The sequence below is a fragment of the Tunturiibacter lichenicola genome, assembly GCF_051013355.1.
Taxonomy (GTDB): domain Bacteria; phylum Acidobacteriota; class Terriglobia; order Terriglobales; family Acidobacteriaceae; genus Edaphobacter; species Edaphobacter lichenicola_F.
This window is the reverse complement of record NZ_CP132944.1, coordinates 5,486,177-5,512,173: the sequence shown is the minus strand read 5'-3', so window position 1 is coordinate 5,512,173 and position 25,997 is coordinate 5,486,177. Positions and strand designations below refer to the sequence as shown.

At 55.5% G+C, this 25,997-nt stretch carries 21 protein-coding genes and 2 pseudogenes; 8 read left to right on the top strand and 15 right to left on the bottom strand.

The annotated features are described in order from the left end of the window. Nucleotide 1: 1 nt before the first annotated feature. From RBB82_RS23085 to RBB82_RS23075, 3 genes are all read right to left on the bottom strand, one after another. The gene (locus RBB82_RS23085; protein ID WP_433973067.1) at nucleotides 2–361 is read right to left on the bottom strand and encodes a winged helix-turn-helix transcriptional regulator; all 360 of its coding nucleotides are present in this window, start codon (nucleotides 359–361) and stop codon (nucleotides 2–4) included. Between the two features lie 310 nt (nucleotides 362–671). Then, nucleotides 672–1,085 carry a hypothetical protein gene (locus RBB82_RS23080; RefSeq protein WP_433973066.1) on the bottom strand — a complete coding sequence of 138 codons (414 nt, stop codon included), beginning with the start codon at nucleotides 1,083–1,085 and terminating at the stop codon, nucleotides 672–674. A 148-nt stretch (nucleotides 1,086–1,233) separates the two neighbouring features. Next, nucleotides 1,234–1,950 (bottom strand): ParB/RepB/Spo0J family partition protein, encoded by a 717-nt coding sequence (locus RBB82_RS23075; RefSeq protein WP_433973065.1) that lies wholly within the window; start codon nucleotides 1,948–1,950, stop codon nucleotides 1,234–1,236. 191 nt (nucleotides 1,951–2,141) lie between these two features. Here RBB82_RS23075 and RBB82_RS23070 point away from each other — a divergent pair, with 191 nt between their 5' ends. The 3 genes from RBB82_RS23070 to RBB82_RS23060 are packed head-to-tail and all read left to right on the top strand — an operon-like array spanning nucleotide 2,142 to nucleotide 5,474. Further along, nucleotides 2,142–3,203: a tyrosine-type recombinase/integrase gene (locus RBB82_RS23070; protein WP_433973064.1), complete on the top strand. Its 1,062-nt coding sequence runs from the start codon at nucleotides 2,142–2,144 to the stop codon at nucleotides 3,201–3,203. Next, entirely contained in the window at nucleotides 3,200–5,032 is a 1,833-nt protein-coding gene (locus RBB82_RS23065) for a tyrosine-type recombinase/integrase (RefSeq protein WP_433973063.1), read from the top strand. The genes RBB82_RS23070 and RBB82_RS23065 overlap by 4 nt, the downstream gene beginning before the upstream one ends. Further along, nucleotides 5,025–5,474: a DUF6262 family protein gene (locus tag RBB82_RS23060; RefSeq protein ID WP_433973062.1), complete on the top strand. Its 450-nt coding sequence runs from the start codon at nucleotides 5,025–5,027 to the stop codon at nucleotides 5,472–5,474. Before RBB82_RS23065 ends, RBB82_RS23060 begins: the two co-directional genes overlap by 8 nt. Before the next feature lie 39 nt (nucleotides 5,475–5,513). On the opposite strand, the gene RBB82_RS23055 is transcribed toward RBB82_RS23060, so the two are convergent. Next, nucleotides 5,514–8,243, bottom strand: a complete 2,730-nt coding sequence (locus RBB82_RS23055; protein WP_433973061.1) for an FG-GAP-like repeat-containing protein — start codon at nucleotides 8,241–8,243, stop codon at nucleotides 5,514–5,516. A gap of 292 nt (nucleotides 8,244–8,535) precedes the next feature. Beyond that, nucleotides 8,536–8,661, bottom strand: a pseudogene (locus RBB82_RS23050) (ParB N-terminal domain-containing protein); the annotation flags it as partial. Between the two features lie 157 nt (nucleotides 8,662–8,818). Between RBB82_RS23050 and RBB82_RS23045 the strand changes: the two are divergent. Beyond that, complete coding sequence (locus tag RBB82_RS23045; RefSeq protein ID WP_433971894.1) at nucleotides 8,819–9,922, top strand: IS110 family transposase; 1,104 nt, start codon at nucleotides 8,819–8,821, stop codon at nucleotides 9,920–9,922. A 625-nt stretch (nucleotides 9,923–10,547) separates the two neighbouring features. Here RBB82_RS23045 and RBB82_RS23040 read toward each other — a convergent pair. Beyond that, nucleotides 10,548–11,642: an aldo/keto reductase gene (locus tag RBB82_RS23040; protein ID WP_433973060.1), complete on the bottom strand. Its 1,095-nt coding sequence runs from the start codon at nucleotides 11,640–11,642 to the stop codon at nucleotides 10,548–10,550. Nucleotides 11,643–11,780: 138 nt separating this feature from the next. On the opposite strand from RBB82_RS23040, the gene RBB82_RS23035 reads away from it, so the two are divergent. Further along, entirely contained in the window at nucleotides 11,781–12,677 is an 897-nt protein-coding gene (locus RBB82_RS23035) for a LysR substrate-binding domain-containing protein (protein ID WP_433973059.1), read from the top strand. Between the two features lie 87 nt (nucleotides 12,678–12,764). Here RBB82_RS23035 and RBB82_RS23030 read toward each other — a convergent pair whose 3' ends face one another. The 3 genes and pseudogenes from RBB82_RS23030 to RBB82_RS23020 form a co-directional block, all read right to left on the bottom strand. Next, entirely contained in the window at nucleotides 12,765–13,322 is a 558-nt protein-coding gene (locus RBB82_RS23030) for a serine hydrolase (RefSeq protein ID WP_433973058.1), read from the bottom strand. Between the two features lie 50 nt (nucleotides 13,323–13,372). Continuing rightward, nucleotides 13,373–13,951 (bottom strand): annotated as a pseudogene (locus tag RBB82_RS23025) (serine hydrolase); the annotation flags it as partial. A 37-nt stretch (nucleotides 13,952–13,988) separates the two neighbouring features. Next, entirely contained in the window at nucleotides 13,989–14,273 is a 285-nt protein-coding gene (locus RBB82_RS23020; protein WP_433975449.1) for a cupin domain-containing protein, read from the bottom strand. 397 nt (nucleotides 14,274–14,670) lie between these two features. Here RBB82_RS23020 and RBB82_RS23015 point away from each other — a divergent pair, with 397 nt between their 5' ends. Together RBB82_RS23015 and RBB82_RS23010 are read left to right on the top strand one after the other, a co-directional pair. Further along, on the top strand, nucleotides 14,671–15,192 hold the full coding sequence (locus RBB82_RS23015) for a cupin domain-containing protein (protein ID WP_433973057.1): 522 nt from the start codon (nucleotides 14,671–14,673) through the stop codon (nucleotides 15,190–15,192). Nucleotides 15,193–15,362: 170 nt separating this feature from the next. After that, entirely contained in the window at nucleotides 15,363–16,181 is an 819-nt protein-coding gene (locus RBB82_RS23010; RefSeq protein WP_433973056.1) for a helix-turn-helix domain-containing protein, read from the top strand. Between the two features lie 500 nt (nucleotides 16,182–16,681). Here RBB82_RS23010 and RBB82_RS23005 read toward each other — a convergent pair whose 3' ends face one another. Together RBB82_RS23005 and RBB82_RS23000 are read right to left on the bottom strand one after the other, a co-directional pair. Then, complete coding sequence (locus RBB82_RS23005) at nucleotides 16,682–17,221, bottom strand: zinc-binding dehydrogenase (RefSeq protein WP_433973055.1); 540 nt, start codon at nucleotides 17,219–17,221, stop codon at nucleotides 16,682–16,684. Continuing rightward, the gene (locus RBB82_RS23000) at nucleotides 17,221–19,158 is read right to left on the bottom strand and encodes a winged helix-turn-helix domain-containing protein (protein WP_433973054.1); all 1,938 of its coding nucleotides are present in this window, start codon (nucleotides 19,156–19,158) and stop codon (nucleotides 17,221–17,223) included. The genes RBB82_RS23005 and RBB82_RS23000 overlap by 1 nt, the downstream gene beginning before the upstream one ends. A gap of 208 nt (nucleotides 19,159–19,366) precedes the next feature. Here RBB82_RS23000 and RBB82_RS22995 point away from each other — a divergent pair, with 208 nt between their 5' ends. After that, nucleotides 19,367–20,920 carry a carboxylesterase/lipase family protein gene (locus RBB82_RS22995; protein ID WP_433973053.1) on the top strand — a complete coding sequence of 518 codons (1,554 nt, stop codon included), beginning with the start codon at nucleotides 19,367–19,369 and terminating at the stop codon, nucleotides 20,918–20,920. Between the two features lie 212 nt (nucleotides 20,921–21,132). Here the strand turns inward: RBB82_RS22995 and RBB82_RS22990 are convergent, their stop codons facing one another. From RBB82_RS22990 to RBB82_RS22975, 4 genes are all read right to left on the bottom strand, one after another. Next, entirely contained in the window at nucleotides 21,133–21,678 is a 546-nt protein-coding gene (locus RBB82_RS22990; protein WP_433973052.1) for a DUF892 family protein, read from the bottom strand. Between the two features lie 283 nt (nucleotides 21,679–21,961). Next, nucleotides 21,962–23,029: a two-component system sensor histidine kinase NtrB gene (locus RBB82_RS22985; RefSeq protein WP_433975448.1), complete on the bottom strand. Its 1,068-nt coding sequence runs from the start codon at nucleotides 23,027–23,029 to the stop codon at nucleotides 21,962–21,964. A 469-nt stretch (nucleotides 23,030–23,498) separates the two neighbouring features. Then, nucleotides 23,499–24,995 (bottom strand): ATPase domain-containing protein, encoded by a 1,497-nt coding sequence (locus tag RBB82_RS22980; RefSeq protein ID WP_433973051.1) that lies wholly within the window; start codon nucleotides 24,993–24,995, stop codon nucleotides 23,499–23,501. A gap of 495 nt (nucleotides 24,996–25,490) precedes the next feature. Next, nucleotides 25,491–25,901 (bottom strand): response regulator, encoded by a 411-nt coding sequence (locus tag RBB82_RS22975; protein WP_433973050.1) that lies wholly within the window; start codon nucleotides 25,899–25,901, stop codon nucleotides 25,491–25,493. Nucleotides 25,902–25,997 lie beyond the last annotated feature (96 nt).

Genomic DNA, 25,997 nt, shown 5'->3' with positions numbered 1-25,997 from the left:
GTTACGGTATCTCACGTCCGTTGTCATGTTGCGTCGGCAGTACTGTTTCGTAAACCGTCTGCCATTGCGCGAGAGAATCGAGAAGTTGATAAGTGCCTAATTTGACCGGCTCGACCAGATCGTATTCGACGTGGCGAATTTGACCACCTAGGTCCGTCCTGCTGATGAGGCCCGCTGATTCCAGCTTTCGAAGGTTTTCTGTCAGAACTTTTTTAGAGGCCGAGGGAATCATGCGACCGAGGCGACCCAAACGGACTGGCCCGTGCCTCATGACGCAAAGAATCTGTATTCTCCATTTTCCTTGCAAAAGTTCAATTGCGGATGCGGCGGCGCAAGAATACTCAGTTTGTTTGTCTCGCATAGGGCCCCAAAAGCGGAAATTTGTAACAAAGAATTAGGTATTCAAGAGACGAAAAGGAAAACGATCCGTGTCAACTTCCTACTGAAATTACCATGAGTGGGCGGAACGCGAGCCGAATTAACTCACTTACAATGAGGTCTGATAGGTTCGGCAATCTAAGTGCCAAAGATTTTCGCTAGCGAGATCTAATGGGGTAGCCGAGTTTCATGCTCAGTGCGACCTTGTTCGTGATGCATCGGAAAAGCGGTCTCGCCTTGCTTTGCGATAGAACAACGAATTTGGGGGAGCCTTGCGGCTCCCCCAGCAGGCTTCAAGCTGCTTTGCGACTCTTACCCCCTCCCGAAGACGCCGTCTTGACCTCCTTTGTCGCTTTCTCCTTGGCCGCAAACTCCTGCTTCACCTTGAGGGTGATCGCGTCGATATCTATCTTGTAAGCCAGTGCCGCATCGCGTAGAGGGTTCGTTCCATTGCTGCTGCTTCTCGCCGCAATCAAGACGCTGACCTCGACGAGCAAGCGAGAGAGCGTTCCTTCATCGGCACGGCGGAGGAAGGAAGCAAACAGCTTCTCGATCATGTCGGTTTCGCGATCTTTGCGAATGCCGTGCTGCCGCGCCAAGGCCTGCAGTTGTCCCTCGCTTACCAGAGGAATAGTCTGCGTGAGGACAAACAGCAGGTCGCGCTTCAGCAATCGTACGGGTACGGCATTGCCAATCGCCTTCAACACGCGAATCCCCGTTGTGTTGGCGATGGTTTCTGCTTTGCGCCGCTGCTCCTGCTCTGCCTTCCACTTCCCATCGTCGCGACTGGATGGCTTCGCCGGATGGTGAATGGGACATGCCGGGTTGCTGCATACTTTGCGAAACTCGCCCTTCTCATTGCCTTCGGTGATGATGGCTTCGCTGGTGAATTTGCAGGTCTTGAACTCGGGCCGCTTCGCCTCCTCTTTTGAAGAGGGTTTCTCGGCACGAATCTCCGTGTATTTGTTGCGCAGGAGAGTTGTGCTTCCTTCCTTCTGTTGGCCGTAGGCCGTTACTGATTTGAACTAGCTGCGGTTTGGTCGCGATGGTTTTGGCCACATGCGCCTCCACCTTCGATTGGTAGCAGGTAGGGTCGGTACAGGCATCCTGCTTACCGAGTTCGGAAAACAGGAGCTTGTTGTGGCCTGTGCGTTTGGGGCAATCAACGCAGCTTCCTGCGGCTGGCACTAACTGGGCGTCCTTCTTGTCAAATGGCGCATCTTTGAGAATGAGAAGGATGTTGCTATCAATCCAGAACTGAAGATTACGGACAGGTAAGAGGATGCGTTTCTGTTTGCCGCTGCCACTTTGCCAGTCCTCCCGGAAGCAAGCGGCGAGAGCGGCTTCCTGCTGGTCGGGTTGGAGCTTCGCCAGCAACAGAGCGTGTCCGACGCCAGTCTCCTCGGCGTAGAAGGCCTCGACGACGGGTGCAGACAGTTCGGTGAGTTTTAGGCGGGTGGTGACATAGGCGGGACTCTTGCCTGTCTTCGCGGCGATTTGCTCAACGTTATACTTCGGCTCGTCCAGATTGAGAAGAGCGCGAAAACCCTGTGCTTCTTCTAAAGAATGCACGTCGCGCCGTTGCAGATTCTCGATTTATCTTTAGTCCTTCAGAAGCTGTCAATGATGTCTACGACGATGGAATCCTGCACGTTGTGGAATTGTTATCTGTAGTTGTCTATGACGTAGATCAGCCAGCATGGGTGCGGTGAGCGTAGCGAACTGCGCCCATGCTGGCTCGTGCCTGGCTCTGGAGGCAGGTCGTGGTGAGAGTGCAGAAGATCAGGGTGCCGGACACGGGACATCTGAGTTGGATCGTCGTGGATGGGGAGCATCTCCCAGTCACAGTGTTGAACGAGTACCTTCTCTATCTTCATCGGTTGGGGAGATCACCGAACACGGTGAGGGCTTATGCGCACCATCTGCAAGCCTTCTGGGAGTTCCTGGTTGAGCACGGTCATGACTGGCGACGCCTCAAGCTGACCCAACTGGCGGAGTTCGTGAGCTGGGTGCGGCATGCAACGCGCGCTGGTGGGGACCATCGTTCCGATGCCACGATCAATCTGATCCTCGCGGCCATTGGTTCGTTCTACGAGTACCAGGACAGGCTGGGGGTGGAGACTGCGATCAATCGCTCGCGCCGCTATGGAGCGAAGAGTCCGTACAAGCCGTTCCTGCACCACATCAGCCGAACACAATCCCTTCGCCATGCGGTCATTCGTGTTCGTGCGATCAAGCGCTTACCTCGCGTGTTCTCGCCGGCCGAAGTTCAATCTCTGCTGGATGCGTGCACACGGTTGAGGGATCGTCTGCTGTTGTGTCTTCTCCAGGAGAGCGGAATGCGAATCGGGCAGGCTCTGGGGCTTCGCCATGCAGACATCCGCTCTTACGACGGCGCAATCGACATCGTACCCCGCGCGAACAGCAACGGGGCTCTGGCCAAGTCGCGCTCGCCGTATGTGGTGCATGTCTCGAAACCGGCGATGGCTCTTTATGCGAACTACCTCGTTCATGAATATAGAGAAGCTTCGCACGATTATGTCTTCGTGAACTGGTGGGGCGGCCAGGTTGGATCGCCGATGCGGTATGCAACGGTAATCGATCTATTCCGGCAACTCTCGAAGAGGACTGGGCTGAAGGCAACGCCGCACATGTTCCGTCACACCCATGCGACCGACCTTCTCCGAGCTGGGTGGGATGCGGCTTATGTGCAGCGGCGATTGGGTCACGCGCACATCCAGACGACCGTCGGCACCTATGCCCATCTGCAGCCTGAAGACATGGGCGATATGTTCGAGCGCTATCAAAAGGAGCGTGGGCGATGAGCACCCATCCTGGCTGGAAGCGGACGACGCAGGTCAAGCTCATCGCTGAGTTGCAGGGCTTCTGGGCTGAAGATCTGTGGGACATGCATCACAGTCCCGCGGGAACGCTCTCCCCGAATGCCCGTCAGCGCCGACTGAGGTTCGACTGCAAATCGGCGGCAATCAATGGTGAGCTCAAGTATGTGTGCTGGAAGAAGTTCTCCGGGGGCGAGTGGCGGAGCACACAGGAGCTGGCGAAGGTTCATCTGATGATCCGCTGGCTGAACAGTCTGAAGGACCTGCCAGCGTCTCTGATGTGCCTCAGCTTCCCGGAGTGGCAGGCACTCTATCGCAAATATCTAATGGGCTTGGGGATGTATAAGCGGGCCACCACTAACAGGATGAATGGGAACCAACAGCCAAGCATCACCCTTCGCGATAGCGGTTATATCAGCTTGTTGCGGCAGGCTTCGATCATGCTCGCTCAGGCTTACGATATGCGGCCGGCGCACGAGAAAGATATCTGGGATCTGAAGCTGATGGGCGCAACGACAAACCTGTCGCGAACCAACGTCCGGCTAGGCTTCCTTATCGTTCGACAGGAGTGGCTGCGTGACGCGGCGAAACTCTACCTGAAGTACTGTCCGCCACTCTACTCGGCGAGCACTTGCCGGACCCGGGTGCAGGCGCTTGCGTGCTTCTCTGACTTCCTTGCAGAAGTGAAGCCTCAAGCCAGAGCAAAGCACATTACACGCAGACTGCTGCTCGACTACCTCAACTATCTGCAAAAAAGAGTGCGCCCGGGATGCGCCAAGAACAACGTTCTCAATCTGAGAAACTTCCTGGAGATGTCGCATCGTGAAGGATGGCTTCCCGTCGGACCCGAACGGCTGATCTATGACGAGGAGGTGCCTCAGCCTCCCAAGCCTCAACCGCGCTACCTGCCCTCGTCGGTTCTGGATCAACTGAATCGCCATCTTGACGATCTCAAGGCTCCCTGGCGGCACATGATCCTGATCCTTCAGGAGTGCGGCATGAGGATCAGCGAACTCCTGGAGCTTCCTGTTGACTGTCTCACGCAGGATGCTCGTGGCGTTCACTATCTGCGCTATCTGCAAGGAAAAGTCCGACGAGAGAACGCAATCCCGGTATCCCCCGTTATCGCAGGCCTGGTGCAGGAGCAGCAGGCCGCAGTGCGAGGCGGCAGGGTGGAGTCAGAGTTCCTCTTCCCAAACAGAAAAGGAGGGGTTCTCAAGCAGGCCAGCTTCGCTCACAGGATCAACCGTCTTGCCTACGATCACGACATCCGCGGAGCGAACGGCAAGCTGTTCCGCTTCCAGGCGCATCAGTTCCGTCACACCGTTGGAACCCGTATGGTCAATCTCGGAGTTCCTCACCACATCATCCAGCGCTATCTGGGCCATAAGGGCCCGGAGATGACCAGCCGCTACGCCCACATCCACGATGCCACCATGAAGGACAAACTGTCTGAGTATCTGAAAGGCACGCTGATCGATGTCTCAGGGAAGGTCGTCGCGGAGGATGGGGTCAACGACACGGCCGATCTGCAGTGGTTCACTCGCAGCGTCCTGGCTCAAGCTCTGACGAACGGCTACTGCGCGATCCCAATCGTGGCTGGTCCGTGTCCTCACCCGAACGCTTGCCTCAACTGTGCGCACTTCAGGACGGATGCCACGTTCCTCGAAGTGCATCGCGCGGAACTTCGCGAGACAGAAAGCATCATCGCGAAAGCCGATGCGAACGGATGGGTGCGACAGAGCGAGATGAACGTGCGGAAGCGAACAAGCCTCATCAACATCGTCACAACCCTGGAGGCAAGTCATGGTTAGGAATACGGATGGTCTGAAGCGCAGCGCCCGATCTCGCAGCAAGGATGCGATGCAGCGTGCCACCGCAGCGATTCTCCTGATGCAGTCTGAAGAAGCGGAGATCAACTTCCGCAGTGTCGCTACGCGTGCGAAGGTATCGACGGCCTGGCTCTACGGAACGAAATCCCTCCGGGACAAGCTCATGAAGATTCGTACTACCTCGCCGGCTGGTGCGGGCGAGAATCTGCAACAGCGGCAGCGGCTCTCGCACGAACGAGTCGTGGCGACTCTCCGACTCCGCATTCGGACGTTGGAGGAAATCAATCGCGAGCTGAAAGAGCAACTCGAAGCCATCTACGGCAGACTTGCGGTAGTACAGACGAAGCTGGGTTCTTGCACCGAACGTCAAAATGATGCGTTAATCACTTGCGATCGATGCTCCGAGGCATTTCGGGGTACGTAGTTGCCGCAAATGCGACTTTTCAGGCCTTGGGATCAGGATCTATTGGATGGTAACGGTGAATGTAGTGGTGTGGATGGTCGCGCCGCTAGTAGCGGTGACGGTGAGGGGGTAGGTTCCGGCGGTGGGGTAGAGGGTTTGGGGGCTGGCGGACCCGCCACCGCCGCTGGAACCTCCGCAGGAGACGACGGAGACTAGGCTGGCAAGGAGGCTGACGGCGAGAAAGAGCGAGCCCCCGCAAATGAGGTGGCGCGGTCTTGCGGTGGCGCTCCGAACTCTGCGGCGGCGTGCGGAGAGGAGAGCGAGTAGACCGAGGGGCAGGGTTCCAGCGACGATTGGGGTGGACGCGTCTGGATTCAACGGAGACCGACCGGGTGTCAGAGATGCGGACTGGACGCTGGTCTGTAGGGTGAGGGTGGCCGTGGCGGCGGCACCGGCAGGTGTGACGCTGGGGGAAGAAATCGAGCACGTGGAGTTGGTGGGTGCACCCGTGCAGGTGAGGGAGGTCGCAGCCGAGAAGCCACTCAGGGGGGTAAGGGAGATGGTGGTGCTGGCGGCGGAGCCGTGGGTTACGGTAGCCGTGGGAGAGGATATCGAGAGCGAAAAATCGGGAGTGCCGGTGATGGTGACCGTGATTGGGGCGGACGTCTCCGATTGCCCTTCGTAGTTGCCGGGGTAGCCGACCTGGATGGTGTGAGACCCCACTGCAAGACTGGAAGTAGTGAACGAGGCGACACCGTTGACCAGTGTCACGGTGCGGATGTTCTGGCCCGAATCGATAAACGTGACGGAGCCGACCGGCGTTCCATAGCTTCCAGTCAGGGTCGCGAGCAGGGTCACTGCCTGGCCGAACGTGGCGGGGTTGGGGGTGGCTGTCAGCTGGATAGTTGTCGATTGGCTCGGGAGAATATTCAGAACCGGACCTGCGGACTGGCTAGGAGCATAGATAGAGTTACCGTGGAAGACGGCGACGGGTCCGTGAACGCCGGCAGTGAGGGAGCTCGTGGTGAAGGTCGCGGTATTGCCCACGAGGGGCAGGGTAGCGATGACCGTATAGGGTGGAAAGCCGACAAAGTCGAGAAGATCGACGGAGCTGGTGGGCTGACCGCTGGAGGCTGTTTCGGTAACGGTGAATGTGATCGGAGTACCGGACTGGATGTTACCCGACGGGGAGCCGGTAAGGTCAGTGGCTGTCTGCAGCGTCGGAGCAATAACCTGAGTGTCGTGCAGGAAAATCTGGGCGGTGTTCTGGCCGTACTCGGTGGTTACGAGGTCATTGAGACCGTCGCCATCGAGGTCGGTGAGGACGGTTGCTGAGTTGCCCCAGGCGGGGGCCGTGAGTCCTTCGAGCAGCGTAGTGGGCGCGAGGAAAGTGCCGTCGCCTTTGCCGGGAAAGATGAGGAACGCGTTTTTCCCATCCGTGGCGATGACATCGGAAGTCCCGTCACCGTCGATGTCTCCAACGGCGATGGTGTAGAGGTAGGCCAGATTCCCGGGCGCTGTGGTGTTCTGGGGCGCGAGTAATTGGCCGGGATGGGCGGGATCTCCAAGGTATACGGAGAAGAAGCTACCCGTACCTGAGACCACTACGTCCGGGAGGCCGTCGTGGTTGAGATCCTGCACCGCGATGCTGTTTATGGCGGCGGGCGGGCTACTAAAAGCGGGAGCGAGAAACTGCCCGGGATGGGCTGGGTCGGCCAGGAAGACGATAAACTCCCACGTGTCGGCGCTTGCCGGCAGGTTGCCGTTATACGAAGGCGCGCAACGCACGACAAGGTCTGGAAAACCGTCGCCGTTCATGTCCGCAGCATTGAGACCAACGACGTCGTACCCGGAAAACGATGAACTGGTGACGCTGATGGGGAAGGTGCCGGGTGCGGACTGCTGGTTGAGGGCGACGGTGATAGTGCTGGGATTGGTGGAGATTGCATTTCCCTGGATGTAGGCGATGTCCGGCAGGCCGTCGTGATTGAAGTCTCCGATCACGATGGGAGTTCCTTTGTCAGGGATGAGTTCGGTTGGCGCAAGAAAAGTGCCGGGAGCCGCGGGATTGTTACGAAAGAACACGGTATAGTCGTCGGCTCCGCCCGTAACGATTAGGTCGACAAGACCGTCGGCGTCGAGATCGGCGGCGAACACGCGGATGAAGCTGTTGTCGTTGTTGGAAGCAATCGGCAAGTTAGTGGGGGGAAGGAAATGGCCGGGTTTGTCGGCGAGCGAGACGGCCAAGGCGTTTGGGTAGCCTTGCACGGTGGCGATGTCGGGGATCCCGTCGTTGTTGAAGTCGGCAACTACGACGTCCGTGAGCACGTTATAGCTGTCGTTGACGGAGAAGTCGATCGTCTGAGCGTAGCGAAGGGCGCTGGTGGAGGTGTAGGTCCCGGGGGTGACGGAGAGCGCGATGGGGGAACTGTTGGCAGCGGCGTCCGCGGTGGTGGCGTGAAAGGCAGCGGTGAGTTGGTGGCTTCCGGGCGCAAAGATGTGGCGCAGGATGGCTGTCCCCGGCGTGAAGCCGGACCCGGAGGTGCTAACGAGTTGGAGGGTCTGAACTTTCTGGGTGCCGTCAAGAATATCGACCATGCCGAAGCGAATGGGACCGGCTGAGTCGGCGACAGTGACCGTGGCAGTGGTGGGGGTGGCAGCGGGCTGGGTGGGAGAGTTGAGAGCGAGCGAGATGGTGACGGGGTTCTGAGCGGCAGCAATGGCGCAAAAAGAAATAGAGAAGAAAGATATGGTCAAAGCAGGGAAACAAAGCAAAGCAGAAAAGCGCATCGTACGAAAAACTCCCGGGGAAAGCGATCAATTTTGTCCTGGGTGAGTCTACCTCTAGTTTGCCAATACGAAAAGCCTTATTGTCTCAGAGCTATTTCCCGAAAACGGGATTTTGGGCAACATGGCCCGGTCCGGACAGCCGGACACCACTGTTTGGGCTGAATCTGCCGAAATCGCATTGCCGAAAGGTATTTGGTGTGGTGCCCCAATCCTCGGCCCGCCACGTCGTTTACATATAAACAACGTACCGAGCCGCATGAAGACAAAGAAAACTCTTGCCAACTATAGATAACTCGACCAATTGCGCTTCGAGTGCCTCGGCATCCGAGAGGTTGACGATGCGGGCGGGAACGGTGGAAACCTCCGCGATCTGCGCGGCGCGAAAACGCCTCGCCCCGGCGACGATCTCAAAGCCTCGAACAACGACGAAAACGACAACAACGAATACCCATAAATCGCACAGATTGACACGGTCACTCCATATCAGATGGGATGAGAAGGCCGGTCTCCAGCGGGATGCGTTAAGCTCCCAAGTTATCGACGCGCTTGAAGCGCGGGAGACAAGGAGACCGGCGATGAAGAAGCTTACCACTACGATGATGCAGCAGACACTCAACAAGCAGGACCGACGCCTGACCGTCGGTCTGGATCTGGGCGACAGATCGAGCTTTTATTGCGTGCTCGATGAAGCAGGTGACGTCCTGATGGAGCAGAGGGTGAACACGACGCCCAAGGCGATAAAAGAGATCTTCGGAGCGATGCCTCGGAGCCGTATCGCACTGGAGACCGGAACGCATTCACCGTGGGTAAGCCGGTTGCTTAGCGAGCTCGGTCATGAGGCGATCGTGGCGCACGCTCGCAGCGTGCGACTGATCGGGGAGAGCAGGCGCAAGGATGATCGGATCGACGCTAGAACGCTTGCGCGACTGGTACGGATCGATCCACAGTTGTTGTGTCCAGTGAAGCATCGAAGCGCGGAGGCCCAAGCGGACCTGACGGTGATCCGTGCGCGAGCCGCTCTGGTGCGTGCACGGACGATGTTGGTCAACGCGGCGCGCGGCCTGACGAAGTCCTACGGAGAGCGGCTCCGCGGATGCAACGCACGCGGGATGAAGCCGAAGGCGGCCCAGGATCTGAGTCCGGAGTTGAAGAGTGCACTGGAACCGATGATGAGAGAGATAGAGTCGGTCAGCGAACGGATCTGCGAGTACGACCACCTGCTTGAGTCCATGACGCGGAATAAGTATCCAGAAGCGGAGCGGCTGAAGCAGATCAAGGGAGTGGGAACGCTAATCGCCCTCACCTATATGCTGACGCTGGAAGATCCACACCGTTTTCGCAAGAGCCGGGATGCCGCCTGCTACGTGGGTCTCCAACCTGGAAGGCGTAACTCGGGACAGAGCGAGCCGCAGATGCACATCAGCAAAGAGGGCGATCCTTACCTACGAACACTTCTGGTGCAGGCTGCGCACCACGTTCTCGGCCCCTGGGGAGTCGACAGCGACCTGCGCCGATGGGGCATGAAGCTGGCTGAGCACGGAGGCAAACGCGGGAAGAAACGCGCAGTGATAGCGGTCGCCCGTAAACTGGCCGTCCTGCTGCATCGACTATGGGTGAGCGGAGATGTTTATATGCCGCTACGATCAAGTGGCCGGGCTACACTGCCGGCGGTTGCATAGTTCAGTTCCAGATGTATGGAGGTTTAGCGTCATAAGCCGAGTTCCGGTGACTGCGTCATTGGCCTGGCCCAACACTCCGTCTGCGAGATCGAGTGAAAGGTCGCAATAACAGGTGGCAGCACCGGCTAAATCGAGAACACCCAACTTGCACCGAGCGATGGAACGCTCACAACAGAGTGCGGATGGAAGGGTGGCGACAAAAGCGGCAGCTCGGCGTGCAAGGAATCGCGTTCAGACCGGGAAGGAGATGAATTTGTCCCCAACTACACAAAAACGGGTTGACACCGACCGGCCTTCTCATGGAAGGCCAATGCACCCGTTGACGCGGTCGCGTCGGTTTGGATCATCAGTCCCGATAAACGCTCATATCGGCATTTGAATTGGCAGGCAGAAGAGGGGCAGGTGCAGGAGGAGGAACGAGTCTGTTACGAAACTCACCAACCGTTATCTTTCGGTACCAAATTGCTGACGACAAGCTGACTTGTCGTCATTTAGACCGCATTTGTCGTTGGGGTAAGTGGGGCAGACTCATCGGCACAGGCGTGGGCGATCCACAGGACGCACGAAGCGTAATTGCGCAGATCGCCCCGAATAGGTGTGCTCCCACGACGAATTGGAGACGTGCCTACTCGCCCACCTTATCCCCCAAAGTCTTTGTCGAGCCCACGGCTGGTGAGGCTGGTGGCTCGATCCCGTCCTGAAGGCCGCGTCCGCGCTGCCACTGGCCGAAGAGACCATAGGGATAACCGCCCGGCTGTGGCCGGCTGACATCTTCGAGAACTTCTGTCGCAGCATTGTCGAGTGTCAACTCTGCCGCGCTCAGGTTGCTGCGCAGATGCTCGACCGTGCGTGCACCGACAATTGGGGCGATCACACTAGGGCGATCCGCGATCCAACTCAGCGCGACCTGTGCCGGTGTCGCACCAATCTCTTTCGCGATACGAAGCACAGCGTCAATGATGTTCCAGTTGCGATCGGAGTCCGCATATTCTTCAGAAATGGACTGATACAGCGCCTTCTCGGAACCCGCCCGTGTATCTGAGCCTGCCTTGCCGCCGCGCTGATACTTGCCGGTAAGGAAGCCGCCAGCCAGCGGCGACCACGGCAACAAACCAATGCCGTTGTGTAAGGCAGCTGGAATCACCTCCCACTCTATTTCGCGAGAGAGGAGACTGTATTGCGGCTGCAATGTCACGGGGATCTGTAGTCCCATGGCCTTCGCAGTTGAGACGATGAGTTGGAGTTGCCAGCCCGTGAAATTCGATAAGCCGATGTAATGAATCTTCCCGGCCCTGACCGCGTCATCAAGGAACGACAGGGTCTCTTCCACTGGTGTGTGCATGTCCGAAGCGTGAAGCTGGTAAAGATCGATTGTGTCGACGCCCAGACGCTTCAGCGAAGCATTCAAAGAGCGATGGAGCCAGCGGCGAGTTAGCCCGGCTGAGTTTACTTCCTGACTCGCGTTGAAGCGGCCCTTAGTGGCCAGCACCACTTGATCGGTTACGTCCTTCGACCGGGCTGCAAACCACCGGCCAATGATCTCTTCCGAAGCGCCGTTTACATAAACGTTGGCTGTGTCGACAAGGTTGCCACCCGCCTCGATGAACGTGTCGAGGATCGCGTAGGCATCGGCCTCAGGCGTCTCCGATCCGAAGTACATGGTGCCAAGCGCGATCTTGCCGACCGAGATACCCGTGTTCCCCAACTTGCGATGCAGCATAGCGACTCCTTACGAGACTGAATTTGGGCGTGCCGGCTCGCCCGGCGGGAGCATTCACTACACGCCTTAGTCTAAGATGCGGAGACCCCTGCAATAATTCAGTCTTAAAAAGCAAGGCTTTGTGAGTATGATTCAGCAATGAAGAGGAACGAACTCGCAGAATTGTCAGCATTTGCGACCGTCGCTGAGGAGCGCAGCTTTACACGTGCCGCCATCCGTCTCGGAGTTTCCCCATCCGCACTAAGCCATTCCATGCGAGGGCTAGAAAAGAACCTGGGTATACAGTTGCTAGCGCGAACGACACGTAGCGTCTCAGCCACATCCGCAGGGACAGCCCTACTCGCAGAATTGTCGCCTGCGCTAGAGCGCATCAACCTGGCAGTTGCTGAGACGCGAAAGCAACGGGAAAAACCGGCTGGGAGGATTCGCCTCATCATTCCGAGGGCAGCTATTGATCTCGTGCTGATGCCCAAGTTAACGCGATTCGTTCGCAACTTCCCGGACATCACTCTGGAGGTGACGAACTCCAGCGATCCTGTCGATCTGGTGGCCGGAGAATTTGACGCAGGGATACAGATTGGAGAATTCATTCATCGCGACATGATTGCAGTTCCCGTCACGAAGGAATTGCGTCTGGCCATCGTAGGCTCTCCTGCTTACTTCGAATCGAATCCGGTCCCGCAGCGCCCTGCAGATCTGAAGATTCATTCTTGCGTCGGCTTTCGCTTCAGAAATAGGGTCTATCGCTGGGAATTTGAAAAGGGCCGCACGGCGGTCACCGTTAGTCCTCAAGGACCAGTGTCCTTTGATGAATCTGACTTAGTGGCCCAGGCGGTTTTGAGCGGGATCGGGATTGGGGCAGTTCTGGAAGAATCCGTAAAAGAACTCATCCTAAAAGGAAAGCTGAAGCAGGTATTGCAGGACTGGTGCCCAGTCTTCCCCGGCTTCTTCCTGTACTACCCGAGTCGTCGCAACCAGCCTGGGGCTCTGGCTGCGCTCATCGATACGCTGCGCCTTAAAGACAAATCGTCATGAATGAGGCTTTCGGATCACTACCGATAAACGCCGTTCTCGTCATCTATAGCACCACTACTTATTGTTTCCCGCTCGATAGGCACCATCTCACTTTGTATAAGGACGTCGTGGTCTGTGTTTCCGCTTGATTGCAGGTTTGGGAGTTGGCGGTGGGAGCGGTGGCAGACCGGCCACAGCGAGCAGAAGCTTGTTTGCGCCATTGAAGAGATTCAGATGGGTATCGATTGGGCCGTCGGTGGCGGCGAGGAAGATAGCGGTGTGGCGAGAGTGGTTAATGGCTATATAAGTAGAAAACCCCGCGCCCCCGCCTGTCTTTTCGATGATGTGTGACTCATCTGTGATCGGCAGGAGATGGATCCATCCGAGACCGACACTGGTCGGTTCGCCTCCGTGGTCGAGTCCTTTTTGGCTGACTAGCTTCGAAGGAAGGATGTAGATCTCCTGGGCCGCAGGATTCTGCGCGGCGAGGGCAGGGTCACCTGTGCCGAGTAGGTACTTTAGCCAGATCTCCATATCGCTAGCAGTGGAGTAGAGGCCCGAGCTTCCAGCAGTTTCTTCAGTGGACGTGCAGGGCCCTTCGTCATTGGTGCCGATGAGCAGATGACTGCATTGCGTAGTGCTGGGGAAGAACGTTGTGTTTCGCATGTGGAGCGGGGTGAGAGTGTGCGCTCCGCAAGAAGAGCTGCATACTGCCTGTGAGCGGCGGACTGAAGGGAGTCGCTGAGAAGGTCGAAGGCAACGTTTGAGTAAACGGCAGTGGTACCTGGAGTGCTGTGGAGATGCTGATTCGGCAGCCAGCGCCAGCGAGTGCGATAGTCGGGAAAGGTGAAATGCGGCGTGTCGCGAGGAGCATTACCGAGTTCACGTTGGAGGCCGGATGTGTGTGTCGCGAGATCCTCGAGAGTGATGGATTGGCCACGTTTAGGCACAATCGTCCGACGTGGAGCGAATCGTTGAAGAGGATCGTTAAGCTGCACGATCCTGTCCATAACGAGCTTCGTGAGGACATCGGTGGTGAAGATCTTTGTAAGCGAGCAGAGCCGCAGCAGAGAATCCTCAGTGGGAGGCTTCTGTGAGTTGGGCGCGGTCTCGCCGTATCCGCGGAAAAATACCTGACTATCTCTCACGACAACAAGAACCATCCCGGTGGACCCAGACTGAACAAACAGATCTTCGCCCAGAGCGCCGGTGGACTCAATGTCAGGGAACGATCGCAATGGTGCTTGTGCGAAGACGGGTGTAAAACTCAGTAGAAGGGTATATGTAAGTAGCATGCATAGCCGTTGAGTGTGGCTCATTTTTATCGCGTCACTACATCTGAGGCCAAACAGTGTTGGGCTCCCCTTGTCTAACCGTATAAGCAATTACGAATTTCATAGGGTCCGTTTGGCTACCGTTGCGACTAACGCGATGAAAGCTCGGCCGATCACGGAAGCTTTGGTTGGCGGCGAAGGTTTCTTCGGGATCATCGTCAAAAGCTGAGACCATGGTGCCCTCGAGTACCAGACCTATCCCAACTACCGGATGCGAATGGTTGCTGGCATCTGGCCCGGGCGGATAGGTGATCAGGTAGAGGCGTGTCTCCCAACCTGGCATACCTTCAACTGGAGACGTTTGCAGCAGTTGTGTGTGACTTCGATGCTCATACATCTGATTCTTCCACAACAGAACATTCTTCCATCCATCAATCATTGCTGACGAGAAGGCGCGTTGCCGTTAAGAATGACCCATTTCGCGTTTGGACTTCGGACAATTCAAAGTAGTTGCGCCGAGCCGCTCCCACTCCGTCATCTCTTGTTCTGAGAAATTTGCGGATTACATTGACTTATTGGACACAAATCGTTGGATGCGACACGTGCGGCAGTTCGCTATGCGTTCAGATGGATAAAGCTTCTCGGGTAACACCTTGAGGCCGGATGTCTAACATGTGTGGTTGCCCTGTCAAAAAAATATTTCTGTCAGTAATGGCCGCCAAAGCGAAGAAGGAGCTCCAATGGAAACAATGCATGCATACAAGCGCGCCCCCGCACTCGAGAATTCAACCTGGTACAAGGGTCTCTTAATCAGCCAGCTAGCTGGTAACTCCGACACCGATGGTGCTTTCGATCTCGTCGAATCCAAGATGAAGAAAGGTACCGAACCACCTCCGCACATCCATGACCGGGAAGATGAACTCTTCTACATTCTTGCAGGTGAAATCGAAGTGTTTGCCGATGGAAAAGTCTTTACAGTGGGGCGGGGCGAAAGCATGTTTTTACCGAAGAAGGCACCACACGCCTACCTCATCCAGTCCGAGGAGTGCCATGTGCTGGCTCTTATGACGCCAGGCGGATTTCTCAACGCGATCAATAAGATGAACGCCCCAACTCGCGCGATGGAGATTCCGCCAGACATGGAAACCTACGCGACGGCTGACCTGACCGCGACCATGGCGGTCTTCGTAAAGTATGGCGTGCGGATGTTGTCACCGAACGAAATCGCGGAACAATTGCCGTCCTATCCGACCGCCCACTGAGCAACGATGCTCCTGCACGGCTAGAAAGAAAGGCCACCAATCAAATACAGCTGGATTCGGGCGTCGCGTTGACGCCAATCCGCTGCATGATCGACCGTCTTAACCATCCCAACCAGCGTAGACTTAAGACAGTGTCGGAATTCGCAGACTCCGGACAACCGGAGGTTCGCATGGACACGAGCAATGGCTTGCAACTACAGCATCTTGAAAGCTTCATCGAGACAGAGCCCAAGTACTATATCCAGCATCAGCAGTCTCTGGCCAAAGTCCTTTCTCCGTGCCGATACCAGCATGGTGTGAGCCGCGACAAACTCATCGACTACTCGTACGGTGCCGGGGAGTTGATCGTCTGCAATCGTGGGATCGATGAGTTTGTGCGCTGGAACAGCGAGATCAAGATCCTGAAAGTGGACCTGCCGGACGAGGCCTTCCGCGCCATCGCGGAGGAAGCAGGCGCAGAGACGGTTGAGATAAGAAGCAGCACAAAGTTCGAGGACAAACGAGTGGTTGCGCTGATCTCGGCGATCCAGGCAGAGGAAGAGGCAGGAGGTCTTTCGGGCCGCCTCTACATGGATTCCATCGCACAGGCGCTTGCCTCTGCACTGGTTCAACTTCGTGGGAATCTGAAACGAGGTCTTCGGCAATATAAGTGCGGCCTAACGCCAATACAGCTGTCGCGAGTGAAGCAGTTGGTTTACGGACGAATAGATCAAGAGGTCTCTCTGCAAGAGATGGCCGGCGCAGCAGGACTGAGTTCCAGCTACTTCAATCAGATGTTCCGACGGTCGACAGGAGTGGCGGCCCACCAGTTTGTCTTGAATGCGCGGGTGGAACATGCAAAGGATCTGCTCAAGTCGCCGAGATTAAGAATGATCGATGTTGCAGTCAGTTGCGGCTTTCAAACGTCGCAACACTTTGCAAGAGTCTTCCGCTCGGTCTGCGATATAACTCCGACGGAGTATCGGCGAGCGCTCGGAGTCACCGGCTAAAAGAAGGAGCTTGTACCGCTCTACGGTGAAGTCGCCCGAGAGTGTACGCAAGCTCGAACGCTGAACACGAACAAACGCACTGCACGAACTTATAACGACGTCGGTCAAACGACGACGCGGCTCTGTGCGCAAATTTCCTGCATCGTGCAGGAGCAATTTATGAACGGACGAACGCATACAACATTTCTTCAGAAGGTGGCTCCATGATTTTCGCAATCGTACCCGATGCAATATCGCAAGCGCAACTCTACCTGGCGTGTGCCTCTTGAGCGGTGAACGCGATTCTTCGCTAAGCGGCCTGATCGTCAGAACGACAGAGGTCGTCCATTGGGTCTCGATAGTTGCGGCATCACCGTCACCGACGGCATATTTGGCGGCTACTCTTTATAGCGCGATCTTCGGTTCGGAAGATAGGTAACGGGAGACGCGCCTGTCGGCTGCAATCATTACTGACGAGAAGCCGACTGCTCAGGACCAATCTGCGAAGATGCGGCAGCATCTTATGGAACGAGAACCACGATCTTGCCACCAGCCTTGTTCTCTTCCATAAGCCGGTGCGCTTCCACGATCTCGTCTATCTGAAAGACACGCCCTATCTGAACTTTCAGGGTGCCGGCGTCAATTTGTTGAGCGAGTTCCTCAAGGGGAGTGCTCATGAAATCATCCGACTCCCCCGCGTACGAAGTGAGGCATACGGCCGTCGGAATTTTATCCATCGGGGCAAAGTTCTCGAACGCCCACTTGTTGCCCACGATGCCAGTCATGCAGACCACCCCGCCCTCCCGAACGCATTGAAGATAGTCCCCAAGAGTGGTTGTGCCGATGAGCTCCAGTACCTTCTCAACGCCCTTTGGATAGGCTCGGCGGACATCCTTCGCAATGGTCCCGTTGTCCAGAAAAACCCGGTCCGCGCCCGACGAACGCAGCATCGAGACACGATCGGGGTTCCGCGTCGTAGAGGCCCAATGGGCGCAAAGGACACTTTTAGTCCCATTGGGGGTACCGACATGAGGGTTGCAACGGGGTACTCCAGATGCCATTACTGAGTCTTTCCATTGGACTCCGCTTTTGATCGAGAAGAAGTCTTAGGTATCGCAATTGGCAATCCCATGTCCAGCAGCATTTCGCGAAAACGTGGATCCTCGTGGAGACATTCGAGCTCTTGAGCGATCGCGACATAGGCGAGTTGGACCGAATGTCCCTGCCGGGCCAACCCTAGACATGTAAAAGCATCGTCTGTCTCACCCAGAAGCGCATGGAGTGAGGCGCATTGATAAGCAAAGGAAAAATTCGGAGGCTTTGATTCCCGCTTCAACTGTTCAAGACTTTGTCGTGCTTCGACCATGTTCCCCGACATTGCACCGATAATTCCCCACAGTGCTTTGCTATGAGAATTATTTCTCGCAAGTTCAACACCCTTCTTAACCTCTGCTATGGCTTTGCTCCTCATACCATTTTGGGCATAGGAGGCCGCAAGGAGTTGGCGTGACGGCGCAAAAAGGGGATCTAGTTCGTTCGTTGCGCGGAGTTGCTCGATTGCGCGATCATACTGCCGAGAAAAGAAGTAAATTGCGCCAACCTGGTAATTAAATTGCACTGAAAGAGGATCAAGATCTAACGCGATCTTGGCCTCCGTCATTGATTCCAAGTAGAGCCCTTGAGTTAAATACCAGTGGCTATACACCCAATGACCATTTGCAAGCGTCGGACCTAATTCTATGGCCCGAACCAATCCTTTTCGGGCGCTGTGCCAGTCCCGGTCGTAAACCATTTGAACATATGCCAGCGTCGCGTGTGCATCGGATTGGCTATCATCGATTTCCAAAGCCTTAGCGGCGGCTGCCTTTGCTCTTGAAAATATCTCGGCTGGCGGTGCGTCACCGAAGAAGCCTATTAGCACGAATAAGTATGCCAAGGCGGTCCACGCTTCTGCATACACCGGATCCACATCGATCGCTTGCCTGGCGTAATCAACGCCTTTCCGCACACCATCCGGCGTCCATTTGTTTGCCCAAAACAAAGACTTCAGCAATAGGTGATATGCCTCTCGGCTCGCGGTGGGGCGTTTGGCTAACTGTCTTTTCTCTTCGTTGTTCAGCCGAACTTCCAATTTGCTCGTTACTCGGGTAGCAATTTCGTTCTGGATAGACAAGATGTCGTCAGAATTGCCGTTGAAGTGCGCACCCCATAACTGGGATTCGTGCGCTGGGTCGATCAGCTCCACGTTGATGCTCAAAGCATCACCGCGCTGGAAAATCCGTCCCGTGAGGACAACCCGTACGCGAAGCTCACGACCTGCTTGCGCCAGATCACCTAGCTTTCCTCTGTATCGAGAGGCAGTCGTACGCGGTACCACGCGCAACGCATGGATTTGTGACAGGTTGTTGATGATGCTCGCGGTGATTCCGTCGCTCAGGTACTCCATATCCGGCTCACCGCCGCTGTTTTCGAAGGGGAGAACGGCGATCGAATCAAGGAACATCGAGTCAAACGAAGAGCCTCTCTTGATCATCTCTTCGCTCTCATTTGCTGCAACCGCCCAAACTAAATCAGGCGATCTGGGTGTGGTCAGAGTCTTTTCTAACGCATAGACCGGGCCAAGGAGCTGAGTAGGTTCGTCGCGAGGCGACGCGGTATGGCTGTCGCTGGGGCTTAGTGAGGCGATAAAGCGATATCCTCGCTGCGGCAGCGTCTCGATGTAGCGCGGCTTCTCAGCGTTGTCCCCCAGAGCTGCTCGCACCTTATTGATGGCCTTGTTCAGACCGCGATCGAAATCGACGAAAGTATTCGCAGGCCACAGCCGTTTGCTAAGCTCTTCGCGCGTCACCACGTCGCCCTGACGCTCCAGAAGCAGCACGAGCGCTTGAAAGGGCTGTGCCTGGAGATTGACTTTGGAGCCTTTGCGGCGCAGCTCACCGGATCGAATATCGATCTCGAAGAGACCGAAGCGGATCCGTGTTGGCAGAGAGAAGTTCATTTGCGCGGTGAGTACATCCTGTCTTCGGTTGTAAGCTGCAGATTTACCGCGCTGTAACCGAATCATTTTGCGATGCGTAGTGGGGAACGTTAGGGGAACGCAATGGGAACATAGGGGCCATTGCCGTTGTCATTGCGGAACCCTAGAGTTAATCCAACTTTAGAGGAGTCCTCACATGCGAAGCAAGTCAATTTCGAGGGTGTCAATTATGGCGGCGTCGGTACTCGCTGTTGGCGGATTTCTTATTACCGATTCCTTCGTACAAGCGGAGGGTGTTGCTGCCGGAACTCAGCCCGCTGCACCCACCGTCACGATCGACACCGGAAAGCTCGCGGGAAATCAGAAGGACGGCATGATGTCGTTTCTGGGGATTCCCTATGCTGCCCCGCCCACAGGCGACCTGCGATGGCGGGCACCACAGCCGGTGAAAACCTGGCAAGGCACACGCCAGGCGACGGAATTCGGAGCGGTCTGCCGCCAGACCGCCGATTGGGTGAAGGCACCGCAGAGCGAGGACTGCCTGACGCTCAATGTTTGGGCGCCAGTCAACAGAGTAAGCAAGCCCTATCCCGTCCTGTTCTTTATTCACGGCGGCGGGTTGGTCAGCGGCTCTGGCGACTGGGGGCAGGAAGGCGGCAAGAGTATCGTGCAAAACGGCATGATCTTTGTCACGATGAATTACCGTCTCGGCGTGTTCGGCTTCTTCGCCCATCCTGAGCTTTCCGCGGAGGCATCCGACCACGCCTCCGGGAACCAAGGCTTTCGGGACCAGATCGCCGCTCTGCAATGGATCAAACGCAACATCGCCGCGTTTGGCGGCGATCCGGATCGGATGACCATTGCGGGCGAATCATCCGGCGGCGACTCGGTAACCGCGTTGACTGTTTCACCTTTGGCCAAAGGACTTTTCCAACGTGGCATCGCCGAAAGCGGCGTGATCGACCCGCTGTCTGCCAAAGCGGCAGCGGAAAGATTTGGAACGGAGCTGGGTGAAGCTCTCAAGGCGCCGCACCTTGGCGACTTGCGCAAGCTCAGTGCCGAAGACCTGCTCAAGCAGAACTGGCAGGCGACGCCCAATCTGGACGGTGCGGTTTTTACCGAACAGGCGCGGCAAAGTTTCGCAGCAGGACATCAGAACAAGGTACCCTTGCTGCTCGGCTGGAATGCCGACGAAGGGGTCGATCTCGGCCCCCCAGTCACCGCAGCCAATTACGAAAGCGCGCTGCAGCAAGGCTTCGGTCCGCAATTTCTTCCCTTTCTGCTGGCGCAATATCCGGGAAAGACGGACGCGCAGGCCATGGCGTCGTCCCAACGCCTGACTAACGACTTGATCGGACAGCAGCATTTCAGCTGGGCTACCATGCAGCAGAAAACAAACACTCAACCGGTCTACATCTATTTCTACGTTCACTTGCCCGCAGAGCCGCCGGCAGAACATCCATGCACCTATGGCTGTAAGGCCGGACATGGCGCGGAAATCCGCTTTGCCTATGGCCAGTTGTGGCGCGAGCCCCGCGCGTGGAACAAAGATGACCTGGCCATGCAGAAACAGATGCTCGGCTATTGGACTAATTTCGCCAAAACTGGCGATCCCAATAGCGCAGCATGGCCGAAATGGCCCGTGTTCGACGGCACGCCTGATACGGTGCAAAGACTGGGTAGCGTGGCCGAGATCAAGGAACGCGGAAACTTCCCTGATTTCCGGCAGCCCCAATTGCGCGAGGCGTGGGATCAAACCCAGAAAGCCCGTATCAGGCAATAGCGTCAAAGAAAAACATTAACGTTGGTCAATCTATTTCTACATCGCTAACCGGCAAGTGTGCGCGCAAAAGTCAATCTATTTCACGTCGCAGCGACTCTAGAGCATGCCCGCTTTCCGGCGAGGTCTGGATAGCAACAGGACGTTTGCTTCCAGCAAAACCAAGGCAGATAGTCCATTGGTCCTGGTCGAGCGTGTACTTCGCTGCTATATGGCTAGGTGAGAGGGGGAACAGCGGGAGGACAGCGTTCTGAGTGGGTGTCGATAAAAGCCTCTGCATTCACCTGTAATGCGATTTGAGCAAAGCGTTTCGCGGAGACACTATCGAAGCTTGCGGCCTCTTTTAAGAAGTCGAGGATCCCTTCTTCTCCCATTTGTTTAGCCAATGCAATCGTTGACAAGTATCTTGCTGCTCTATGGTGTTCGAGTCGCTGCAGAAGTGCAAGCAATGCCGCATCTCTCAGATTCCCCCTTGGAAAGCGCTTTACCAAATGGGTAAGCTCAGAGAGCATCGCCTCACTCGTCGCATTCCGAGTGATGGAGACCCTCCTTCCTAAATGGTTTAGCGCGCTCTTTAAACTCTTAACATAGATCTTCGTTTGCGCAGTCTGCTGAACAAGCACGTGAGCCAATTCCTTGTTGAACACACCCTTCTTTACAAGCGGAAGAGCCTTGAGCAACTGCGATTCAGCGAAATACAGAGTTTCAAGTTCTTCCTCAAATAAGTCTTTGAACTTTTCGACGCTCGGATGGGTGCTCATTTTGCTCCTGAAGATAAAGTCTTCGACCTAGGTATAGCGGGCAAATCCTGCCCTGCCGCAGCGCGTTGCATCCTCGCTTAGATGCCCGACCTAATTCGATGCACCACCGTGCATCAAACTCCACCACAGAATTTTGATGCGATATTCGATTGTCGGATGTCGCTGAAGCCCGAAGCTACCGCCGCGCAATTCCGCCTCGGCCATCGATTTTCTCGCTGCGTGCGGGCTGGGCTGAAAATGAGTTGACATTTGCGAGAGTTACGCTTGAGAAATTCGGGTTCCATCATTCAGCGCCCACCTCGGTCAGATCAATCGGTGAAGCATCGGAGGGCAGAAAGACACTAAATGCCGTCCCTGTCGGAGCGCGTACACTCGATTTTACCTGGATGAAACCGCTGTGTTTGTCGACTATTCCCTTTGAAATCCATAGTCCGAGCCCGGTTCCATTGAGTGCTTTCGTCGTGTAGAAGGCGTCAAAGATACGACTAACGACGGAATCGGGCATGCCTGAGCCTGTGTCAGCAATCGTAATTCGTATCCCTTTGCGCGCGCGCGTGAAGGCAAATGAGTTGCTTGTCCTGATGATGAGACGTCCCCCGGTTCGCATGGCGTCAATGGCATTTCCTATCAGATTGTTTAGGACCTGTCTCATATCTCCTTCGTAGCAGACGATTGGATCCGCACCCCGGTGTTGCAGAGTCAAATTAATGTTGGCATTGTTGAGCCGACCTTGATACAGCCCAAGGGTAGGTTCCAAAAGTTCCTCAGGTGTGATTGCACGAGGCCTAGTTGCTTGTCGATGAAAACGGAGGGTTTGACTGACAATCTGAGAGACGCGTCGTAGCTCTCGGTCCGCCAGATCGAGCCATGATTGAATTTCGCGATCATCCGGATTTTTCTGTCGTGCCAGATAAAGGAGATTGGTCACGGACTCCAGAGGGTTATTGATTTCGTGAGAGATGGATGCAGCAAGACGCCCAACCGCCGCCAATTTCTCGCTTTGTATAAGAGCCAACTCTGCGTGCTTCTGATGATCGATATCTGTGACAGCGACCACTCCTCCGGTTACTACACTGTCGTCGCCGATGATAGGTGAGGCAGTCAGGCTGATCCATCCGAGTGACCCATCACCGCGCTGGTAAAGATACTCTTCCGGGGGAACGGGTATGCCACTCTTGATCGCCCGCACGAGAGGAAACTCATTTGCTTGAACACGTCGACCATCTGAATGGAATGCGATCCACTCGTCGTGAGATTTGCTGGTCGGCGATCGAATGACGGGATGCCCCAGGATCCTCTCGACACTTTGATTCGTTAGAACAATTTCTCCGGTTGCTCTTGCAAGAACCACACCGACTGGCAGGTTATCAAGCACCGCCTGTAGTGTTTCTTGTCCGTCTTTGAGTTCTATCAGGGCGTCGCGGATCTCGTATTGACGTTGACGTGCTCGAAGAGCAGCCCGAACGCTGCTAACTAATGTCGTCGTACGAATTGGTCGCTCAAGCAGGACGGGGTCCCAAGCCCAAGACGTTCATAATCTAATGCCCCGTTGCGATGCCCTTCTCGCCCTCCCGCTGTGAGAATGAGAATCGGGAGATCAGACCACGATGGCTGCTCGTTGATTATCTTGCGCAAGTTCCGAACGAAGGGAACGTCAAGAGCTTCTTCTGCGATTAAAAGTGGTCCCAACGGTTCTTGAGAAGCGATTGATATGAGCGTCGAACCATCGCAAACAAAGGCCTCGATTGTCCCTAGACGGAGCACATTCCTGATCAGCTCACCGTCTCTGCCAGTGGGGGCAATTACGCAGACACCATGGCTCACAAATTGCCCTCGGCAACTTGGTGGGCAATCTTCTGATCCGAAGATTCCGGTACCCCGGTCAATATCCCGCGAAACTTACTAAGCTGTTCTCCGATTTCAACACCCCGGTTACTCATACATAACTCGCGAAGAGCACGCTCGTGCTGCCCCACCCTCTGCTTGATCACGGATATGGCCTGACGAATTTCACCTTCCGCTTCGAAATAACGGAGGACAACAACTGTGTCGGAGAGATAGCTTACATCAACTTCAGTTTGCATGTTTCCCACTAGTCCATGCTGCGTGTAGATGAGTATGGTGACGACGCCTTTCTGGTTCAGAAACGCGAGCAACTCGTGCAAGTGCAAATTGAGGTCCTGTTCCCCGGGCATCGACATGAGGAATCCGTTAAGACTGTCAATCACAACCACGCGCGTATCTTTGGTTTCGACATCTCTGCGAATTTGCCACGCAAACTCACCAGGCGACAACTCCGCCGGGTCGACCTGAGTCATAGCAAGAGTTCCGTTAGCTATTTCGTTGCGTATCGGAAGAGCCAACCCCTCCGCCCTGTCCTGTGCCGTACGTAGAGTTTCATCAAAAGCATAAATTATTGCGCGGTCTCCACGCTTTGCGGCCGCATACGCATAGACCATAGCGAGTGATGATTCACCACTCCCTGATGGACCTAGGAGCAGGGTTGCCGAGCCGCGGTTGATACCGCCGCCGAACATGGCGTCGAGTCTGGGAATACCGCTTTTGACTCGTTCTGCAGGAAACGTAGAGCTGTGTTCATTAGCTACCAAACGAGGATAAACGTGAAGGCCACCTTTCTTGATCGTGTAATCGTGAAACCCTTCACGATAAGCACTGCCACGCAATTTCACTATTTCAATGCGTCGCCGGGTCACTCCGTAAGAACGCTGGACCTTTTCAAGGCGTAGGACACCATGAGCTATGCTCTGAAGCTGCATGTCGCTTCCTTCACCGGTTCGATCATCAAGGAGTAAGACTGTTGTGTCGCGCCCGACAAAGAAGTGTTTGAGAGCGAGGAGCTGCCGACGGTATCTCATCTTGTCGGCCGCTAAGAGCCGCAACTCCGAAAGAGAGTCTATAACGAGGCGCGAGGGCTTCTCTTTTTCTATAAGTTGAGTCAGCTTTTGTATGGTGGTAGCCAGTTCGACTTCACTCGGGTGAAATACCGTGTACTGTTGTTCCGCACTCAGGCTAGCCTCTTCGGGAATAAATTCTGCAATCGGTATACTTTTCGGCTCCCATCCATGCGAAACAGCTGAGCCCGCAAGCTCTCCTCGTGATTCCGAAAGCGTGACATATAAGGACTTCTCGTTGTGTCTAGTCCCGGCCATTATGAACTGCATTCCTACGGTTGTTTTTCCCGTTCCTGGATCTCCTTCCAACAAATACATTTGCCCCGCTGGAAGGCCCCCCAAAAGAATGTCATCTAGACCGCTGACACCGGTATCTATTTTAGGAGGGATAACGTGAATCATCATGTTGTGCCTGATCTCCTCAAACTTTGATGCAGATCTCCCGCACTGAGGCCAACTGGCACATCTTTTAGATACGCGATTGTGGCCCTCCATCGAAGTTATCGACGCACACGCTAGGCCTGTGGATCACCTCGATAGGTGCATCAAGGGTCGACCCATTGTTTCTTGTCAAAATTGAGCAACAGGTCAGCGACAGCTGTCGATATCAGTTCGAAATGACGTGAACGCGTTCACCAGCTAACGGCCACTGGCTTTATCAACTACTGAGTGTGTGCATCGTACGCGGCAGGCGTACTTGTGAAGATTGAGACGATCTGACGACTGGTCCCCAAGATCAGTCGCAAAAGGATTCGCTCGAGGAGCGTCGTGGAACCGTATTGGCTCGTGACAGCTGGTGGGAGCGGGCTCGCTTGCTGCAGCGAATCTTCTGTTTGGCTAACCGAGCAGGGTGCCTTAGTTCGAGATCGGGCAGTGGTAAGCAAGAGTTTTGGATGCGGTCTAGCGGACGCTATCAAGCTCATTTGCAGTCCACCGGGAGTCCTGCTTCTGAATTTGAAGGAGGAGATCTTTAGGATGGATGGGCTTAGTGAGGAGGTGAAAGTCATGACCAAGTTGGCGAGCCGACCTAAGGAGATTCGCTGTTTGAGACTGACCGGAGAACAACAAAATCTTACATTCAGGGCAGAGCGCCTTAAGTTGTATCGCTAGTTCAATTCCGGAAAGCTGCGGCATCACAACATCAGATATAAGAAGGTCGGGAGGGTTATCTGTTGCGGCGCTCAGTGCATCCAGTGGGTTGTTGAAAGATTTGGCTTTAAAACCACTTCCCTGAAGGATAGTGGCGAGAGTGTCTGCAATGACGCGTTCATCATCAACGATATAAACGACAGGGGAAGATCCATTCGACAAGGGGTGCCTTTCGTGCTCGTGGTGCAGTTGATAAAGCGAAAGGTGCTGCAAATGCTTGGGGAGGGAGTATCAAGCTATCATGATCGGGCGTGACTT

Bases quoted from the DNA above. Each gene is read 5' to 3' on its own strand.
- RBB82_RS23015 (WP_433973057.1), top strand. From the start codon at position 14,671: ATGGAAACAATGCATGCATACAAGCGCGCCCCCGCACTCGAGAATTCA.
- RBB82_RS23000 (WP_433973054.1), bottom strand. From the start codon at position 19,158: ATGAACTTCTCTCTGCCAACACGGATCCGCTTCGGTCTCTTCGAGATC.
- RBB82_RS23055 (WP_433973061.1), bottom strand. From the start codon at position 8,243: ATGCGCTTTTCTGCTTTGCTTTGTTTCCCTGCTTTGACCATATCTTTC.
- RBB82_RS23060 (WP_433973062.1), top strand. From the start codon at position 5,025: ATGGTTAGGAATACGGATGGTCTGAAGCGCAGCGCCCGATCTCGCAGC.
- RBB82_RS22995 (WP_433973053.1), top strand. From the start codon at position 19,367: ATGGCGGCGTCGGTACTCGCTGTTGGCGGATTTCTTATTACCGATTCC.
- RBB82_RS22990 (WP_433973052.1), bottom strand. From the start codon at position 21,678: ATGAGCACCCATCCGAGCGTCGAAAAGTTCAAAGACTTATTTGAGGAA.
- RBB82_RS23065 (WP_433973063.1), top strand. From the start codon at position 3,200: ATGAGCACCCATCCTGGCTGGAAGCGGACGACGCAGGTCAAGCTCATC.
- RBB82_RS23040 (WP_433973060.1), bottom strand. From the start codon at position 11,642: ATGCTGCATCGCAAGTTGGGGAACACGGGTATCTCGGTCGGCAAGATC.
- RBB82_RS22980 (WP_433973051.1), bottom strand. From the start codon at position 24,995: ATGATGATTCACGTTATCCCTCCTAAAATAGATACCGGTGTCAGCGGT.
- RBB82_RS23020 (WP_433975449.1), bottom strand. From the start codon at position 14,273: ATGCCAGGTTGGGAGACACGCCTCTACCTGATCACCTATCCGCCCGGG.
- RBB82_RS23085 (WP_433973067.1), bottom strand. From the start codon at position 361: ATGCGAGACAAACAAACTGAGTATTCTTGCGCCGCCGCATCCGCAATT.
- RBB82_RS23005 (WP_433973055.1), bottom strand. From the start codon at position 17,221: ATGGCATCTGGAGTACCCCGTTGCAACCCTCATGTCGGTACCCCCAAT.
- RBB82_RS23030 (WP_433973058.1), bottom strand. From the start codon at position 13,322: ATGCGAAACACAACGTTCTTCCCCAGCACTACGCAATGCAGTCATCTG.
- RBB82_RS23010 (WP_433973056.1), top strand. From the start codon at position 15,363: ATGGACACGAGCAATGGCTTGCAACTACAGCATCTTGAAAGCTTCATC.
- RBB82_RS23035 (WP_433973059.1), top strand. From the start codon at position 11,781: ATGAAGAGGAACGAACTCGCAGAATTGTCAGCATTTGCGACCGTCGCT.
- RBB82_RS23045 (WP_433971894.1), top strand. From the start codon at position 8,819: ATGAAGAAGCTTACCACTACGATGATGCAGCAGACACTCAACAAGCAG.